The organism is Bacillus sp. AFS098217, assembly GCF_002551815.1.
Taxonomy (GTDB): Bacteria; Bacillota; Bacilli; order Bacillales; family Bacillaceae_G; genus Bacillus_A.
This window is the reverse complement of record NZ_NVPR01000038.1, coordinates 122,805-137,586: the sequence shown is the minus strand read 5'-3', so window position 1 is coordinate 137,586 and position 14,782 is coordinate 122,805. Positions and strand designations below refer to the sequence as shown.

At 34.8% G+C, this 14,782-nt stretch carries 17 protein-coding genes, 1 pseudogene, 1 riboswitch and 1 other annotated feature; of the genes and pseudogenes, 14 read left to right on the top strand and 4 right to left on the bottom strand.

From position 1 onward, the window contains the following. Positions 1-86 precede the first annotated feature (86 nt). A riboswitch (SAM riboswitch) is annotated at positions 87-191 on the top strand. A 94-nt stretch (positions 192-285) separates the two neighbouring features. Further along, the gene (locus COO03_RS11480; RefSeq protein ID WP_097897347.1) at positions 286-1,602 is read left to right on the top strand and encodes a Na+/H+ antiporter NhaC family protein; all 1,317 of its coding nucleotides are present in this window, start codon (positions 286-288) and stop codon (positions 1,600-1,602) included. A gap of 65 nt (positions 1,603-1,667) precedes the next feature. Here the strand turns inward: COO03_RS11480 and COO03_RS11475 are convergent, their stop codons facing one another. After that, on the bottom strand, positions 1,668-2,090 hold the full coding sequence (locus COO03_RS11475; RefSeq protein WP_097897305.1) for a GNAT family N-acetyltransferase: 423 nt from the start codon (positions 2,088-2,090) through the stop codon (positions 1,668-1,670). A gap of 415 nt (positions 2,091-2,505) precedes the next feature. Here COO03_RS11475 and COO03_RS11470 point away from each other — a divergent pair, with 415 nt between their 5' ends. From COO03_RS11470 to COO03_RS26400, 7 genes and pseudogenes are all read left to right on the top strand, one after another. Further along, on the top strand, positions 2,506-2,862 hold the full coding sequence (locus COO03_RS11470; protein WP_097897304.1) for a lmo0954 family membrane protein: 357 nt from the start codon (positions 2,506-2,508) through the stop codon (positions 2,860-2,862). 44 nt (positions 2,863-2,906) lie between these two features. Beyond that, positions 2,907-3,569, top strand: coding sequence for a PspA/IM30 family protein (locus tag COO03_RS11465; protein ID WP_097897303.1), 663 nt, complete (start codon positions 2,907-2,909; stop codon positions 3,567-3,569). A gap of 107 nt (positions 3,570-3,676) precedes the next feature. Next, positions 3,677-4,417 carry a cell wall-active antibiotics response protein LiaF gene (gene liaF, locus COO03_RS11460; RefSeq protein ID WP_097897302.1) on the top strand — a complete coding sequence of 247 codons (741 nt, stop codon included), beginning with the start codon at positions 3,677-3,679 and terminating at the stop codon, positions 4,415-4,417. Continuing rightward, positions 4,417-5,478 (top strand): sensor histidine kinase, encoded by a 1,062-nt coding sequence (locus tag COO03_RS11455; RefSeq protein WP_097897301.1) that lies wholly within the window; start codon positions 4,417-4,419, stop codon positions 5,476-5,478. The genes liaF and COO03_RS11455 overlap by 1 nt, the downstream gene beginning before the upstream one ends. Further along, positions 5,471-6,103 carry a response regulator gene (locus COO03_RS11450; protein ID WP_097897300.1) on the top strand — a complete coding sequence of 211 codons (633 nt, stop codon included), beginning with the start codon at positions 5,471-5,473 and terminating at the stop codon, positions 6,101-6,103. Before COO03_RS11455 ends, COO03_RS11450 begins: the two co-directional genes overlap by 8 nt. 124 nt (positions 6,104-6,227) lie before the next feature. After that, positions 6,228-6,374 (top strand): annotated as a pseudogene (locus COO03_RS11445) (DUF3992 domain-containing protein); the annotation flags it as partial. Between the two features lie 178 nt (positions 6,375-6,552). Next, complete coding sequence (locus COO03_RS26400; protein WP_141523201.1) at positions 6,553-6,714, top strand: DUF3992 domain-containing protein; 162 nt, start codon at positions 6,553-6,555, stop codon at positions 6,712-6,714. On the opposite strand, the gene brnQ3 is transcribed toward COO03_RS26400, so the two are convergent. After that, positions 6,711-8,066 carry a branched-chain amino acid transport system II carrier protein BrnQ3 gene (brnQ3, locus tag COO03_RS11440; protein WP_097897299.1) on the bottom strand — a complete coding sequence of 452 codons (1,356 nt, stop codon included), beginning with the start codon at positions 8,064-8,066 and terminating at the stop codon, positions 6,711-6,713. The two genes, COO03_RS26400 and brnQ3, sit on opposite strands and share 4 nt — an antisense overlap. A 58-nt stretch (positions 8,067-8,124) precedes the next feature. Next, positions 8,125-8,382 (bottom strand) — a binding site (T-box leader). A gap of 475 nt (positions 8,383-8,857) precedes the next feature. On the opposite strand from brnQ3, the gene COO03_RS11435 reads away from it, so the two are divergent. Next, the gene (locus COO03_RS11435) at positions 8,858-9,067 is read left to right on the top strand and encodes a hypothetical protein (protein ID WP_097897298.1); all 210 of its coding nucleotides are present in this window, start codon (positions 8,858-8,860) and stop codon (positions 9,065-9,067) included. Positions 9,068-9,218: 151 nt separating this feature from the next. After that, a complete protein-coding gene (locus tag COO03_RS11430; RefSeq protein ID WP_373605245.1) occupies positions 9,219-10,013 on the top strand; it encodes a hypothetical protein in 795 nt (264 codons plus the stop codon). 52 nt (positions 10,014-10,065) lie between these two features. On the opposite strand, the gene COO03_RS11425 is transcribed toward COO03_RS11430, so the two are convergent. Beyond that, the gene (locus COO03_RS11425; RefSeq protein WP_097897296.1) at positions 10,066-10,263 is read right to left on the bottom strand and encodes a hypothetical protein; all 198 of its coding nucleotides are present in this window, start codon (positions 10,261-10,263) and stop codon (positions 10,066-10,068) included. A 119-nt stretch (positions 10,264-10,382) separates the two neighbouring features. Between COO03_RS11425 and COO03_RS11420 the strand changes: the two genes are divergently transcribed. From COO03_RS11420 to hmpA, 3 genes are all read left to right on the top strand, one after another. Next, a complete protein-coding gene (locus COO03_RS11420) occupies positions 10,383-11,483 on the top strand; it encodes a site-2 protease family protein (RefSeq protein WP_097897346.1) in 1,101 nt (366 codons plus the stop codon). Positions 11,484-11,606: 123 nt separating this feature from the next. Continuing rightward, positions 11,607-12,128, top strand: a complete 522-nt coding sequence (locus tag COO03_RS11415) for a hypothetical protein (RefSeq protein WP_097897345.1) — start codon at positions 11,607-11,609, stop codon at positions 12,126-12,128. 208 nt (positions 12,129-12,336) lie between these two features. Then, a complete protein-coding gene (hmpA, locus tag COO03_RS11410; protein ID WP_097897295.1) occupies positions 12,337-13,545 on the top strand; it encodes an NO-inducible flavohemoprotein in 1,209 nt (402 codons plus the stop codon). Between the two features lie 51 nt (positions 13,546-13,596). On the opposite strand, the gene COO03_RS11405 is transcribed toward hmpA, so the two are convergent. Further along, on the bottom strand, positions 13,597-14,109 hold the full coding sequence (locus COO03_RS11405) for a Crp/Fnr family transcriptional regulator (RefSeq protein ID WP_097897294.1): 513 nt from the start codon (positions 14,107-14,109) through the stop codon (positions 13,597-13,599). A gap of 196 nt (positions 14,110-14,305) precedes the next feature. On the opposite strand from COO03_RS11405, the gene COO03_RS11400 reads away from it, so the two are divergent. Beyond that, positions 14,306-14,530: a hypothetical protein gene (locus tag COO03_RS11400; RefSeq protein ID WP_097897293.1), complete on the top strand. Its 225-nt coding sequence runs from the start codon at positions 14,306-14,308 to the stop codon at positions 14,528-14,530. Positions 14,531-14,782: the final 252 nt, after the last annotated feature.

Here is a 14,782-nt window from a genome sequence, read left to right as displayed (position 1 = left end):
GTTTTTATACAAATAATAATTGACTTTTGATTTGTAAGCGAGTAAAGTTAGGGAAGAAATTATTATCAAAAATAAAATATGAAACCTTCTTATAAAGAGAGGCGGAGGGACTGGCCCTACGATGCCTCGGCAGCGGACTCAAGATGGAGTGCTGTGCCAAATCCAGCAAGCATGTGCTTGAAAGATGAGAAGAGTGTTTCTTATAGATGTATAAGACCTCTTCTTTTCGGAAGAGGTCTTTTGTTATTGATTAGAAAAGGTTTAAAACTAGGGAGAGATGATACTTTGAAAGAAACGAGAGGAAATGGTTTAGCTTTATTGCCGCTTGGAATATTTTTGGCACTATTTATTGGTTCTGGAATTATTACAGGTGATTTCTATAAATTACCGATACTCGTAGCGATTTTAATTGCTGTAGGGGTTGCTTTGGCAATGAATCGTAAAGAAAGCTTTACAGCAAAAGTTGAACGGTTTGCCAAGGGCGCTGGTAATCCAGATATTATGATTATGGTGTTAATTTTTGTACTTGCAGGTGCATTTTCTGAAACTGCAAAAGGAATGGGTGGAGTTGACTCTACAGTAAATTTAGCACTGTCTATTTTGCCGCAAGGATTTATCGTTGCAGGGATTTTTGTTATAGGGGCATTTATTTCATTAGCAATGGGAACTTCGATGGGAACGATTGCCGCGTTAGCACCAATTGCAGTAGGGATTAGTCAGCAAACAGATATTTCTATTGCATTAACAATGGGAACAGTTGTTGGCGGTGCGATGTTTGGCGATAATCTATCATTTATTTCTGATACGACAATTGCAGCGGTTCGTTCGCAAGGAACTGAAATGAAAGATAAGTTTAAAACAAACTTTTTAATTGTGTTACCAGCAGCAGTTATTACGATTATATTATTAGTTTTCCTTACATTAGGAAACCATACGGAAATGAAAACTCATACGTTTGATTGGGTGAAAATCTTGCCATATGCAGGTGTGCTTGTTACAGCGTTACTTGGGTGTAATGTTCTTGTTGTATTAGCAGGTGGAACGGTTTTATCAGGAATGATAGGTTTGATAGATGGAAGTTATACATTGGCAAGTTTCTTTAAAAGTGTAACAACGGGAATCAGTGGCATGATGGAGTTAGTACTATTAGCAATTTTAATTGGCGGGATGGTTGAAATCATTCAATATAATGGTGGTATTCAATATCTAATGAATATATTAACACGTAATATTCGCTCGAAAAAGGGTGCAGAGTTTGGGATTGCTGGCTTAGTTAGTATGACGAATATGTGCACAGCAAATAATACAATCTCTATTATTTTCACTGGACCACTTGCGAAAAATATTGCAGATCAATATGAGATTGATCCACGAAAATCAGCAAGTGTATTGGATCTTTTCTCATGTTGTGTACAAGGATTAATTCCATATGGAGCACAAATGTTGACGGCAGCAGGGTTTGCTGCAGTATCTCCAATTGAATTGCTACCATACGCATTTTATCCAATTTTAGTTGGAGTATGTGGTATAGTTTCTATTTTAATTGGTTTTCCTCGATTTTCAAAGGTAGCGGAAAAAAAGCAATATCATAAAACAGCATAACTTTAATGTAAATAATGTAGAATAAAAAACGCTCAGACAATAAATACTGGGCGTTTTTTTGTTACTTATAAATCTTTTTTTAAATAGTAATGTTTATAATCTCTTCCTACATTATCAAGGACACCAAACTCTTTATAACCATGCTTTTTATAGAAGTCTAATGCTTGGAAGCTTAAAGTATCTACTTTTATGAAGTCACATTTTTTCTCTAAAGCGATTTTTTCTACTTCTAACAATAATTTAGATCCGTATCCTAATTTACGGATGTCTTCATCAATCATAAGAGTATGAATCTCTAACCAATTCCAGCAAACCTCACCTAATAGTCCCCCATGAACTTTGTCATTTTCATCTTTAAGAAATAAATGAATTTCTGAGTATCTTCCTCTTAAATCTGGTGGGAAATGCTTTAAATTATATTCGTAAAGTGCATTGTTTATATGGTTTTTATCATTTGTATTTACTTCTTTAATAATATGTAAAGCCATTATGCATGTCTCTCCTTGTCTCTGTATAGTCTCTATATAAATCCATTTTCATTTTTCGACATCTAAATCCTTTCTATGCAGATAACCTACACTCGTTTGCTCTTGCTGTCTTTACTTCGCATGTGGCAGAAAAAGGCCCTGACCGCTTCTATGCATGAATAGATGCTCTCTCCCGTCTAAAAAGAGGGGTTTTATGTCGATTTTTTAATAAATGTATATATGTTTATTTTAACGCAAAATTCTTAATATTCATATGTTTATTTTTTTAATAGTATTGCACAGTTATACTAAATCTTCAAAAGGCTGAAGGCAACTCAGTCTTAAGTCTGAGATGAAAACGGTTCTTAAGCTCGTTATGGAAAAAAGAAAAAATAGTTAAGATAAGAGTATCAAATCGAAGGGAGGCAAGCACAAGATGAAACAATTTCTAGCGTTTATCGCGGCTGGTATTTTGGCCTTAATTGCTCTTGGTAGTCTTGCTGGCATTGTAGGATTCGCAATTGGAGCAGGGATTGTGTACTGGAGCTATAAATCATTTGTGCGAGCACAATCATTTTTTGGAAAGTTAGCTTGGGGTATTGTCGGTTTAATCGGCTTGTCAATCGCCCTTTCTAATTCCCCAGCATTAATTGGTATCGCAGCACTAGTAGTTCTATACTACGGATACCGTGAGTGGAAAAAGGAAAAAGATGTAGTAGTAAATTCTGCTTCAGAAGGTTCTAAACCATATAGCAACTTTGAAGATGAGTGGAACAAGTTAATGAAAAACTAATATAAAACAAATTAAACCATAAAGTAGAAGAGAGGAAGATTATAATGAAACAATCTTTATTTGGACGTGTACGCGATGCAATTTTAGCAGATTTTCATAATGTTTTAGATGAGAAAGAAAGAAAACATCCAATCGCTATGTTAAATCAATATTTACGTGATAGCGAGCGTGAAGTAACAAAAATTGAAAAGCTAATTCAGCGACATAAAACATTAAAAGCTAACTTTGCTCGTGAACTTGAGCAGGCTCGTTATTTTGTAAATAAGAGATCAAAGCAGGCAATAATTGCAAAAGAAGCAGGGGAAATGCAGTTGCATGAACGTGCATTAGAAGAAGTAGCATACTATGAAGGGCAAGTAGCTCGCTTAGAAGAAATGTATGCAGGTGTAGTGGAACAAATTGATGAGTTAGAACGTCGTCTTTCTGAAATGAAAAACAAGCTAAAAGAAATGAATGCAAAACGTATGGAATTAATGGCACGCGAAAATATGGCACATGCCAATCGTCGTATGAATACGGCTCTTCATAAAATGGATGAGAATAATCCATTCTTACGATTTGAAGAAATTGAAGATCATATTCGTGATTTAGAGCTTCGCGTGAATGAAGATCATGAACGCGATACATTTGATATGAAAATTGCAAAGCTTGAGCGTGAAATGAAAGAAAAAAATGAAGTATCTTTAAACAAAGAAGTAATAAAATAATTGTAGTATATTATAAAACGAGCTTATGATATAGTGATAGAAGAAAAGGGGTTGGAAAGCAATGCCTTTTTCTTCTATTTATATGTAATAAGAAGGGGGGAGCTGAAATGAAGCAACAATTTTCAAAAACACAATTCGTGGGGATGCTCCTCATCATATTTGGATTCGGTCTTTTTCTTGACATGATTTTGGGGCGTTTTGAACCTGGGGGCCTTATTTTTGCAGTTATTATGATTGTATTCGGAAGGCATTATCGAAAAAAGAATCGTTATGTGAGAGGGAACGTGTTTTTATTTATCGGAGGTCTCATTTTTTTATTCTTCCTATTTTCATCAGCGGCTTTTGTGCTCGTTGTATTTGCTTGCTTAGCTTTTATCGGTTATCAACTTATTCAAGGACAGCAGAAGCAAAAAGTTATCCAAGTGGAAATTAAGGAAAAAGGATATATAGATGAAGAAAAACAAATTTATCGCACAGAACCATACCTGAAAAATATGATGGTAGGTAACGTACGAATGATGGATCATATTTATGAGTTAGAGGATATTAATGTTCAGTATGGGGTTTGTGACATTGAAATTGATTTGACGACAGCAATGATTCCCGAAGGAGAAACAGTCATTGTTATTCGTGGTGTTATTGGAAATATTCGGTTGTATGTTCCGTACGATATTGAATTATCTTTAAATCACTCTGTTATTGTTGGTAGAGTACTACTGCCAGGACATGAAGAAACAGGATTTAATCGAAATGTTACATTTAAAACAGAACAGTATAGAGAAGCTCCTCGGCGCATTAAAATTATTTCTTCGCTTGTCGTAGGCGATACGGAAGTGAGGAAAGTATAATGAAAAAGCAAAGAAATATTTCATGGATGTACATTCGTTATTCTATGTTATCTTCTGTAAGTATTGCACTTATTTGTACGGTTGTATATGTATGGAAAAGTAAACAAGATGTATATGATTTGTTATGGAAAGAATCCATTGCTTCTGTTCCAATTGGCTTGTTAATCATGGGTACAAGTCTTCTTATTGGAGGAATTGTAGGATATGCCATTGGTTACTATATGCAGCAGCGCATTCAAGGCTTAAATACTTTTTTGTTTGAAGTAGAACGTGGGAATTTTCCAAAGGACGTTTCGTTTACTGCGGAAGATGAATTCCGTGAAGTAGAGCGAAAAGTTATTGCGCTGGCTCGAAGATTAGAGGAACAGGCCGGTTTATTTCAAAAGGTAACGAATGAACGAGCTCATTGGAATGAAGAGATGAGACAGGAAGCTATTTCTCAAGAAAGGCATCGATTAGCAAGAGAACTGCATGATTCAGTGAGTCAGCAGCTTTTTGCAATGTCTATGATGATGTCAGCAATTAATGAACAGGTAACTCAAATTCCAGAAACAACAAGAAAGCAATTGCAACTTGTTGAAAATATGGTGGTAAATGCGCAATCGGAAATGAGAGCGTTGCTTCTTCATTTACGTCCTGTACAATTAGAAGGAAAAAAATTAACAGAAGGTATAGAAGAACTGTTAACAGAACTTTCTAGAAAACAACATATGAAAATTGAATGGTTGATTGAGCCCATCCAATTAAAAAAGGGTGTGGAAGATCATTTGTTCCGTATTGTACAAGAAGCGTTGTCTAACACGTTACGACATGCGAAAGCAAAGAAAACAGAAGTACGTCTTCGTCAAATTGATCAATATGCTATTTTAAAAATAATTGATGATGGTGTTGGGTTTGAAGTAGGTGTTAATAAGGCTGGATCATATGGCTTAAGGTCTATTCAAGAGCGTGTCCATGAAATTGGTGGAACATTAAAAGTGCTTAGTTTTCCGAATAAAGGTACACAAATTGAAGTAAAAGTACCAATTATGATAGAGAGAGAGGGGGAGCAGCATGATTAAAGTATTGCTTGTTGATGATCATGAAATGGTTCGAATGGGTGTATCTGCATATTTATCGACTCAACCAGATATCGAAGTAGTTGGGGAAGCTGAAAATGGAAGAAAAGGTTCAGAATTAGCGCTAGAATTAAGGCCGGATATTATTTTAATGGATCTTGTTATGGATGAAATGGATGGCGTTGAGGCAACGCGTGCGATTATTCAAGAATGGCCTGAGGCTAAAATTGTAGTCGTAACAAGCTTTCTAGATGATGAAAAGTTATATCCTGTTATTGAGGCAGGGGCGACAAGTTATTTGCTAAAAACGTCAAGAGCAAGTGATATTGCAGATGCAGTGCGAGCGACTTATGATGGAGAAACAGTGTTAGAACCAAAAGTTACTGGGAAGATGATGTCCCGAATGCGTCAAAAAAAAGAACAACCTTTGCATGAAGATTTAACAGAAAGAGAGTTTGAAATCTTATTATTAATTGCGGAGGGTAAGAGTAATCAAGAAATTGCAGATGAGCTATTTATTGCACTCAAAACAGTAAAAACGCATGTGAGTAATATTTTAAATAAATTAAATGTAAGTGATCGTACACAGGCGGTTATTTATGCGTTTAGACATCAATTAACAAAATAAGATGGAACTTCCACTATACACATATAGGAGCTATTGGAGTGGTGGAAGTTTTCTTTATTGATGCAATTTATTGAAAACGCTATCATTCAAGCGGGAATAATACATACAAAGGGGGAGTGTGTGTATGTTAGTTCAAACAATATTTGAAATGAGCAAGAACGAAAAGTTAGGGAATTACGTGAATGCATTATAGGCACTTCATACGCAATATGATATTGAAACAGATTGTATTGCGATAATTGAAGCTACAAAAGAATATTATCTATATATATCAATTAAAAAACCGACATAAAACCCATCTTTTTAGGTGGGAGAGATCATCTATTCATGCATAGAAGCGGTCAGGGCCTTTTTTTGCCACATGCGAAGTAAAAACAGAAAGAGAAAATGAGTGTAGATTACTTTTTATTCCGCATAGCAGGGATTTAGATGTCGAAAAATGAAAATGGATTTATATATTTCTAGTAAAACAAAAAGATTGTTATGATGTGGTAAAAGTAGAAACGGTTGATATGAATCTTGAGTATTATACGAAAGCATATAGAGTAAGTAGTTTTAATCATGATTCCTATCAAATATCAAAAACTCCCTTAAGGGGAGTTTTTGATTAAGATGCTTTAAGTTCAGAGGAGTTTTTCATTAGTGGTACTGGCTTTGTCCCCTTTAACTTGGCGACTATAAGACCAATCATTGCTCCTGTTAGTGCTGGTAAGAGCCAACCAATTCCTTCAGAATATAAAGGGATCAATTCAAAGTAAGAAGTAAGGAATGTGACTGTTATATTTCCTTGTTTTAATCCATCGAATACACTCACAATTGCAGCTCCGATTAAAGCGCCGATATAAACGGAGCGGTAACCACCGAAGTATTTATGGAGTAGTGATAATAGTACGAGTACGATAGCGATTGGATATACAACAAGTAATACTGGAACAGAGATCGCAATGATTTTTGTTAAACCTAGATTTGCTACTAGAAGTCCTAATGCGCAAATGATACCTGCTAGACTTTTGTATGAAAATTTTGTAAATAATGTTGAGAAATATTGGCTACATGCCGATACAAGTCCAACGCATGTTGTTAAACAAGCCAATGTAACGATAACTGCTAATAAAGCAAGACCGTAAGGACCAAATAATTGCTGAACAATAACCGTAAGTAATTGACCACCATTTTTTGCATATCCAAGAGAAACGCTAGTTGCACCAAGCCAACCAAGTGCCCCGTATACAAGTACAAGCCCAGTAGCTGCAACCAGTCCTGCTTTTGCCGTTGCGATAGCAATTGATTTGTGATTTTCTACACCTTTAGAACGGATTGCATTCACGACAATAATTCCAAATGCAAGCGCTGAGATCGTATCCATCGTTAAATAGCCTTCCATAAATCCTTTGAAAATAGGAGAAGTTTGATACTCTTGCATTGCTGGACCTGAGTGTCCAAGTGGTGTAAAAACACTTTTTACAAATAATACGAAAATAGAAAATAATAAAATCGGTGTTAATACATTCCCAATCCAGTCTACTAGTTTAGAAGGATTTAAGCTGAGACAATATACAATGGCAAAGAAAATGATGGTATAAACAAATAATGTTAACTCGCTAGTACGAACTGCTTCTGGTAAAAAGGAGCTAACGCCCATTTCATAAGCGACGTTAGCAACACGTGGAATTCCCATAGATGGACCAATCGCAATATAGACAACAACCGTAAAGAAAATTCCGAATATTGGGTGAACGTGACTTGCAAGTTGCTGCATTCCATTTCCTGAAAGAGAGATTGCAATAACAGTTAATAATGGTAAACCAACTCCTGTTAATAAAAATCCAATCATAGCTGGCCAAAAGTGTTCACCAGCATTTTGCCCAAGCATTGGAGGGAAAATTAAATTACCTGCCCCAAAAAATAAAGAAAATAGCATAAGACCCGTGAAAAATACATGTTTTTTTGATACGGTGTTCATTGTTGTTCCTCCTGTTATAAAAATTCATCCGTAAGAATACAAAAAACTCGTCCCTTAATAAAGGGACGAGTTATATTTACCCGCGATACCACCCTAATTTATACATGTAGAAATATCTATATGTATACGGCTTTGCAACGTACAACATGATACGTGTTCCTTGTAACGGGGGACAGCCGGTAAGAACTTACTACATTCTTCGGTTCTACTTCTCGGAGATGATTTTCGGTTACGTACTGAACATTGGCTTTCAGCAAAATGCCAACTCTCTGGGGGAACAGCCCTATAACGTACTCGTTCTCGTCAATGAATTTTGTTTAAGTATTCTGACAGTATTTTCACATGTTTTTTTAGTAAAGTCAATAGATTTTTTGAATAAAATTTTAAAGAGATGTATCTATATAAATACAAGTTGAAAAACCGACCTAAAAACCCCTTTCTTTTTAGGGGGACGGGAGCATTTGGCTATGCATAGAAGCGGAAAGGTCCTTTTCCTGTCACATGCAAGGGTGAAAGCAAAGGGAGAAGGAGAGTGCAGGTCATACTTTATTCTGTATAGCAGCGGCTTATATGTGTGAAATTGAGTGAATATAATGTGCAAAAGCTTTCACTTTATTGTATGAGGGAGAGGAATTGTTTTTTGTAAAAAGTATGTAAAACTGTATGGGGGATTGTTAAATTTTTTGAGAAATATGACAATCGAAAAGGAAAGCAGGAATTTTTAAAATTTATAGAGAATAATACAACAATCCACTTGCTGGAAAAAAACAAACCAAAAAGAGGTGACTGAAATGCTTGCGATGGGAGTGTTATTTGGGATTATCGCCATTTGTGGTTTTATATGGTTATATTATTCACGTTCGTTTAAACAAGCAGAAGTGTTACTCTTTCAAAAAGGTAGTTTGTTGACAAATCAATCTAGATATTTAGTATGTCCGAAGTGTGGAAGTGCACAGGCCAGAAGTGGAGGCTATCAAGAGTGTTGCAAAATTAGATTATGAAAGGAGGAAGCCTCACAAAATGATGTGAGGCTTCCTTTTTGTTTTATTGTTAAGAATAATAAGCATTTCTTATGCTAAATAGGGAGGAATAGGGTTGATTAAGAAATATTCACTACTTTTATTTGTCTTGTTATTAGCATCATGTGGTCAAATGGAGCAAAAAAAGGAGAAAAAACAAGTAGAAGAGACGGTGATTCGTATGGAGGAAACCTTACAAGTAACGATTATACAAAAAGGGAAGGTAGAAAAGATTTTAAAACAGGAAGAAGCAAAGATTGTAGTGGATATTATGAATAAAGCTGAGAAACAAGAGATAACAGGAAGTTTTGGGGAACCGGAGTATGAAATACAAGTTGAGAAGAATGGAAAGAAGGAAACGTATCGTGCGTGGCTTAGAGGAGAATCACGCGAGGGTTGGCTGCAAAATCAAAAAGGGACGTATATGCTTACAAAGTCTGATACAGAAAAGCTTTTATCTATACTTCCAATTGGTGAAAAGCAGAAAAATGATGATACAAAAGGTAACGTTTTAACAGAAGTGACAAAAAAGGACATGCAAATTACTGCTTTCCATATTAAAACGGATGAGAAAAAAATAAACTACACTATATTTTATACCATCTCGGATTCTTTATATAAAACGTTAGAAATAGAAGGAGAGTATTATTTTCAATTGATCTTTCCGGAAAAAGTACAACAGGTAGTCGAAAAAGGAATGAGTGGGCCTATTGCAGGAGAAAAAGTTAGAGAAGGATATAAAAAGTATGAAGTACACCTTACTGTACCTATAGAGAGTGCATCAACTTCTCAGCTAAAAGCATTAGAAACTTATTATGATCATTATAATTTACAAGTATTAAATCATAATAAAGCAAAAGTCGGTACATTTCAAAATATTATTCAAATTGTAAAAGATTATGGTGAAAAAATGAATTTACAAAGATAGATACAATTTTTCCTAGGAAATGATAATAGAGTGAGCCCGAAGGCCCACTCTATTATTTTGTTTTTGTAGAAGGCTCATTAATTGATTTTCGTGTAATAAGATAAGAAATCATAAGAGCAGAAAGAACAATCAAGGAAATTAATAGGTGATTTGGTAACCAATCTAATAGTAGTACATAACTAACTGTATAAAAAATAAGTGTGGAAGCTAAAAAGGAAAGAGTACCTATTATGAAAGATTGTAATGTCATTTTGTGCAACCTCCTTTCAATGTTATTTTCGTCTAAATTTGGATGTTATAAACATGATTTCCAATAAAATAAAAAAATATGGCATAATGGAAAAAAAAGAGAGAGCAAAGGAGAGGAATATGAAAAAGAATAATACAAAAGGATTATGGGGAATTTTAGCCGCAGTAGGAATATTTCTGCTTTCTAAGCTGAAATGGGTATTTGCAATTTTAAAATTCGCAAAATTTTCAACGGTGTTTAGTATGTTACTTTCACTTGGGGCATATGCAACTATATATGGTTGGAAATTTGGTGTAGCACTGATTTATCTGCTTTTTGTTCATGAAATGGGACATTTGTGGGCAGCAAGAAGAAAAGGTATACCGACATCTCCAGCAATTTTCATTCCATTTATGGGTGCTCTTATTGGCATGAAAGAGTTGCCGAAAAATGCAAAGGATGAAGCATATCTTGCATACATGGGGCCTCTTTTTGGATTATTATCATTTTTACCAGCTATTCCGCTCTATATGATAACAAATGAACCATTTTGGGCCCTTGTTATTTTACTTGGAAGTATGTTGAACTTTTTTAACTTGATTCCGGTTTCTCCGTTAGATGGAGGACGAATTATTTCCGTTGTAAGTACAAAAATTTGGATCGTAGGTCTGGTTGTATTACTGGGTTATTCTATTTTTTTCAAAAGCATTATGGGTGGTTTTATTTTTATAATAGGTTGTATGGAACTGTATAGAATAATGAAGCGAAATAAACCGATAGAAGAACTAGGCTATAAAGTAGATGTGATGAAAACATATATTGCCAAAGTTCAAGAGGAATTTCAAGAAACAGAAGCCGTACATCGAACAATTTATATGATCCATCATGAAATGAATCTATTAAAGCAAAAAGAAAAAGAGAATCGGTTAGAAACAGGAGAGCGTCAAAGGATTGAAGTATTGGGGTACTTATTACCAAAATTTGAGCAGTTTGATTATGTACCGTATGAAGATGAAAAAGAAGAACATTTACTTCGGATAAAAGAAGCATTAGAAGTATCAGAAAGAAAAATGAATGAATGGAAAAAAGAAAAGAAACAACAAGAAGATTATTATAAAGTAGATGCTAAAACAAGGTGGATAGTGTTTGTTTGTTATATGGGATTACTTGCAATATTAGGTTATGCTGCTTACAAAGGGCATTTCATTTTACAGGAATACTTGCCGCAGCGAAATGTGTAGAAAAACAGTGTCGAAATGATGAGAAGTATTTATACAGGAATTCCGTTTTTACAAGAGAATGTTACAAATATAACGATTTGTGAAAATAAATGTAATGTTCATAGTGGAAAAGGAGTTTGGTATATGAAGAAAATATTTGCCATACTTGGAACTATAATTGTGATGGGAATTGCAAGCTATGGATGTATGAAAGTATTGTTATACTATGCAAATAAACCTGCTGGCGTATCTGCAATACCAAACGTGGAGGGTGTGGAGGAAAAGAAAAATGTATTACAATTCATCCGCACGACACATGAAAATTATAACAACTTCTTAAATTATGGTAAAGCTGAGAAGTATACGGAAGGGGATTGGAATCACCTTGTGCAGTGGTTTCAAGAACAAGAACCGTCTTTAAAGGATATACATAAAGAAATAAAAAATGAGAAGATGAAGCGAGATGTAAGACGAAGTTATGAAATAATGAAAAAGGGCATAGAAACTAGGAAAATTGAATATGTAGTTTATGCTCACCGTGTTTATCACGATTTAGACATTTTTGTAAATAAATATACAGGTGAAACAAATATATGGGGATACACAGAGTTTGGAGACGGAAAAGACGTCCAGGTCATTGAACAAGTCCTACAATCGCAGTCATAAGCTAGCCTGTTTTGGTTAGCTTATTTTTTTTGTGGGAACGATAGGTAAAGTATGGACAGGGTGATTTAATAGCAGTAATGTGAGAGTAATTTGAACCGTTCATATATTTTTCACAAAAACACCGTGTTTATAGTGATTAAAATCACAACGTTCATTGTATATTTTGTTTACACTAACAATAGTTAAGAAAATAAAGGAGTGGGATACCATGTTAAGTGCAAAAACGATTGAAATTGTAAAATCAACAGTACCATTATTACAAGAAAAAGGTGTTGAGATTACAACACGATTTTATCAAATTTTATTCTCAGAGCATCCTGAGTTATTGAATATTTTTAATCATACAAATCAGAAAAAAGGTAGACAACAACAAGCATTAGCGAACGCTGTGTATGCGGCAGCGACATATATTGATAATTTAGAAGTCATCATTCCTGTTGTAAAACAAATTGCTCATAAACATAGAAGTTTAGGCGTTAAAGCAGAACATTATCCAATTGTAGGTACATGCTTATTACAAGCAATTAAAGAAGTTGCAGGGGCGCCAGAGGAAGTATTAAATGCTTGGGGAGAAGCTTATGGTGTTATTGCTGATGCATTTATTAGTGTTGAAGCAGGAATGTATGAAGAGGTAGCGAAGAAAGAAGGCGGCTGGAGAGATTTCCGTAACTTTGTCGTTGTGAAAAAAGAAAAAGAAAGCGACGTAATTACATCGTTTTATTTAAAACCGGAAGATGGTGGAGAACTTTCAACATTCTTACCTGGTCAGTATGTAACGGTTCAAATTAATATAAAAGGCGAAACATATACACACAATCGTCAGTATAGTCTATCAGATGCTTCTGGAAAAGACTATTACCGTATTAGTGTAAAACGTGAAACGGTTGCAGATACTCCAGATGGAAAGGTATCTCATTATTTACACGACCATGTGCAAGAAGGTGATATTTTACCAATAAGTGCACCAGCGGGAGATTTTGTATTAAATATGGATTCAAACTTACCGGTTGTATTAATAAGTGGTGGTGTTGGTATTACGCCGATGATGAGTATGTTTAATACTTTAACTGAACAAGAGTTGAATCGTGATATATACTTTATTCATGCAGCATTAAACAGCCGTGTACATGCAATGAAAGATCATGTGCAGAAAATTGCTGAAACACACGAACAAGTAAAAGTATATACTTGCTACTCTTCACCAACAGAACAAGATTTACAGGTGAAAAACTTTGATAAGGAAGGATTTGTTGATTTAGCTTGGTTACAATCTATCGTTCCGACAAATGAAGCGGAATTTTATTTCTGTGGTCCAGTACCGTTTATGAAACATATTCATGCAGCATTACTAGAGTGGGGCGTTCCATCTGAGCGTATTCATTATGAATTTTTTGGACCGGCAGCAAGCTTACAATAGTAACTACCACCTTGCTATATAAGAATGGGGTTATAAAGAAAAAACGAGGTGTTATTGCACCTCGTTTTTTGTTTGCTCTCGTAATAAGCGATTTACTGTTTCGCGTCGTACTCCTATGAGCTGACCAATTTCGGTTTGTGTTAATATTTCATAGATAGGAATTTCTCCTAAATATAACGCAAACCATTCTTGTAAACGATGGAGTCGTTCTTTTGGAGAAACTGTTGTTAATTGATCAATTCGCTCTTGCATCATTCGTAATTTCGTTTGTAGTTGCATGGCGATATCAGCATATGATTCTGGATTCTCCTGTAGTTTTTCATACCATGTATTACTTATAATAGGCTCGACTTCTGTTTTCATTAAAGCAATTGTTGTACCATGATACTCCTTTGGTGAAATTAAAGAATGGTGAGGGATTGTTTCACCAGGAACAATGATGTTAAATAAAAATGGTGTTCCATCTTCTTGTAATCGAACAACTTTCAATAGACCGCTTTTAATAAAGTATAATGGCCCTTCTTCACCTTGACGAAATAATATGTCTCCTTTATGTAAAATCAATGTTAGCACCTCATTTAAGCATTTCTACTGGTTCATTTTAACCGTTTTATAGTGTTTCTGTATTAAAAATATAAATATAAAAGAAGATAAGCTTACAAAACAGCAATTTTATTGACGAAATGTATGCTATTACAGTAGTATACTATTTAGTGTGTAATAGTACTAGCAATGAATACGCTGTAGGGGGTTTAGTATATTGTTAGATGCGAAGATGACTGATATGAAAATTCCAGCTAATGCCATCATACATGTGGAGGAGATGAAAGGTGGAGTCGTTCTATCAGTGGAAATAGATGGCCGAATTATTTATACAATGGCTTATGATGAAGAGACAGATAGTTATGCTGAACTGTATGACCGAAATGATAAACGAGCACGTCAAGTACATGAAGATTTTATGGGGTGGTCACTCCTTCACTAAAAAGATGTCAATATGACATCTTTTTTTATTGAATCGATAGATTATACAACTGTATGCAACAAACAGATGAAATTTGTAATAATTGATTTTGCATTGTTAGCACATTGTAACGGCAAGGTACCTGTTTTTTCGCTATCATAAGGATAACAGTCACAAGTATAGGAGTGATCAACTTGAACAAATTACATATTTCAAACTTGATGTTGTTGTGCGTGTGCGTAGTATTATGTGTCCTGTTAGGGACATTTTTAT

Coding starts and splice junctions, on each gene's coding strand:
- brnQ3 (WP_097897299.1), bottom strand. CDS start 8,066: ATGAACACCGTATCAAAAAAACATGTATTTTTCACGGGTCTTATGCTA.
- COO03_RS11430 (WP_373605245.1), top strand. CDS start 9,219: ATGGAGCAAAAAAAGGAGAAAAAACAAGTAGAAGAGACGGTGATTCGT.
- COO03_RS11475 (WP_097897305.1), bottom strand. CDS start 2,090: ATGGCTTTACATATTATTAAAGAAGTAAATACAAATGATAAAAACCAT.
- liaF (WP_097897302.1), top strand. CDS start 3,677: ATGAAGCAACAATTTTCAAAAACACAATTCGTGGGGATGCTCCTCATC.
- hmpA (WP_097897295.1), top strand. CDS start 12,337: ATGTTAAGTGCAAAAACGATTGAAATTGTAAAATCAACAGTACCATTA.
- COO03_RS11455 (WP_097897301.1), top strand. CDS start 4,417: ATGAAAAAGCAAAGAAATATTTCATGGATGTACATTCGTTATTCTATG.
- COO03_RS11425 (WP_097897296.1), bottom strand. CDS start 10,263: ATGACATTACAATCTTTCATAATAGGTACTCTTTCCTTTTTAGCTTCC.
- COO03_RS11465 (WP_097897303.1), top strand. CDS start 2,907: ATGAAACAATCTTTATTTGGACGTGTACGCGATGCAATTTTAGCAGAT.
- COO03_RS11450 (WP_097897300.1), top strand. CDS start 5,471: ATGATTAAAGTATTGCTTGTTGATGATCATGAAATGGTTCGAATGGGT.
- COO03_RS11415 (WP_097897345.1), top strand. CDS start 11,607: ATGAAGAAAATATTTGCCATACTTGGAACTATAATTGTGATGGGAATT.
- COO03_RS11470 (WP_097897304.1), top strand. CDS start 2,506: ATGAAACAATTTCTAGCGTTTATCGCGGCTGGTATTTTGGCCTTAATT.
- COO03_RS11420 (WP_097897346.1), top strand. CDS start 10,383: ATGAAAAAGAATAATACAAAAGGATTATGGGGAATTTTAGCCGCAGTA.
- COO03_RS11435 (WP_097897298.1), top strand. CDS start 8,858: ATGCTTGCGATGGGAGTGTTATTTGGGATTATCGCCATTTGTGGTTTT.